Origin of the sequence: Ruminococcus callidus ATCC 27760 (genome assembly GCF_000468015.1) — a bacterium.
Taxonomy (GTDB): Bacteria; Bacillota; Clostridia; order Oscillospirales; family Ruminococcaceae; genus Ruminococcus_C; species Ruminococcus_C callidus.
The window spans coordinates 723-1,959 of sequence record NZ_KI260353.1 but is presented as its reverse complement, the minus strand read 5'-3'; the positions used below and the strand labels follow the sequence as shown (position 1 = coordinate 1,959).

The 1,237-nt window shown below is 56.8% G+C and carries 1 protein-coding gene; it reads right to left on the bottom strand.

Annotated features, from left to right (window positions below; translation table 11 throughout):
- Window positions 1-237 precede the first annotated feature (237 nt).
- Complete coding sequence (locus RUMCAL_RS04805; protein ID WP_040647067.1) at window positions 238-1,140, bottom strand: zinc-ribbon domain-containing protein; 903 nt, start codon at window positions 1,138-1,140, stop codon at window positions 238-240.
- Window positions 1,141-1,237 lie beyond the last annotated feature (97 nt).

The following is a 1,237-nucleotide window of genomic DNA, read 5'->3' as shown; positions in this document are numbered from 1 at the left end:
GCTGGCACCGCAGGTGACTGAGGGGTGCTTCCGTGTAACCTCACACATTAAGCAAAAGATTCCACAAAATAACCCCATCCCCTCACCACCCCACCATCATACCAAACCAGTTTTTCAAAAACAGCACAACTGAAAAAAATTCACAAAAAAGCACGCACAGACCCATTCGCCCATGCGTGCAGATATAGGGCAACAACGCACCTTACGCACAAGCTTTGTGCGGTGTTGCCCTAGGAATTACCAAAGTCCGAAGAAATACCGGCAGGCATCTTCAAAATCTCCGTAGTACTCATAGTTGTCGTAGGAGGAATCGAAGGTGCTGCCGCTGTCCAGCATGCCACTGACCATGCCCACCACTGTAGACAGGATCACGATAACCGAGATCACGATGCCGATAATGGAGCAGATCAGACCGCCGGTGGACAAGCCGGAGTTGCCGGTTGTGCCGTTAGGGTTGTTCTTGGCTTCCTTGCGGGACATGCAGGAAAAGACGATGCCCAGAATGCCGAACAGAACGCCGGAACCGGAGCAGGAAGACACAATAGAAACGATGCCGAGGATCAGTCCGGCGACTGCCTTGCCGTCGTTCTTCTTGGGCGGATTGTACTGGGGCGGATAGTAGCTGTTCTGGGAATAGCCCTGCTGTCCGTAGCCGTTCGGCTGCCCATAGCCCTGCTGCCCGTAGCTGTTTGTCTGCCCGTAGCCCTGTTGCCCGTAGCTGTTCGGCTGCGGATTGCTCTGCTGCCCGTATCCCGCCTGTCCGTAGGGCTGCTGGGAATAGGGTGTCTGGGGCGGTGTCTGCCCGTAGTTCTGCCCGCTGCCAGTGGGCGGATAGGTGCCGCCGGACTGGCTCGGTGCCTGCAGGGGAACCGCACCGCCGGACGGCATGGAATAAGGGTTCGTGTCACCGGTCACGCCGACAGCGTCCGGTGTTTCCGGTGTCGGTGCGGCAGTGCTTTCCGCGGAATCTGCGGTGCTGTCCGGTGTGCCGAAATCTTCCGGAACATCTGCCGTATCCGGTGCAAAGGAATCCGGTGCGTCCGGCACAGGCGGCTCTCCGCCGGAAAGCCGTGCCCCGCAGTTGGGACAGTATTGGGTGCCCTCCGGCACGATCTCGCCGCAGGTTTCACAAGTCAACATAGGGTTTACCTCCGTAATTGAATTTTTTACTCGTTTTAACAAAGCTTGTACGGCAGTGTTGCCATAAGGCAATACCGCACAAAGATTGTGCGACAGA

Excerpts from the sequence above, each read along its gene's own strand:
- RUMCAL_RS04805 (WP_040647067.1), bottom strand. The coding sequence starts at position 1,140 with ATGTTGACTTGTGAAACCTGCGGCGAGATCGTGCCGGAGGGCACCCAA.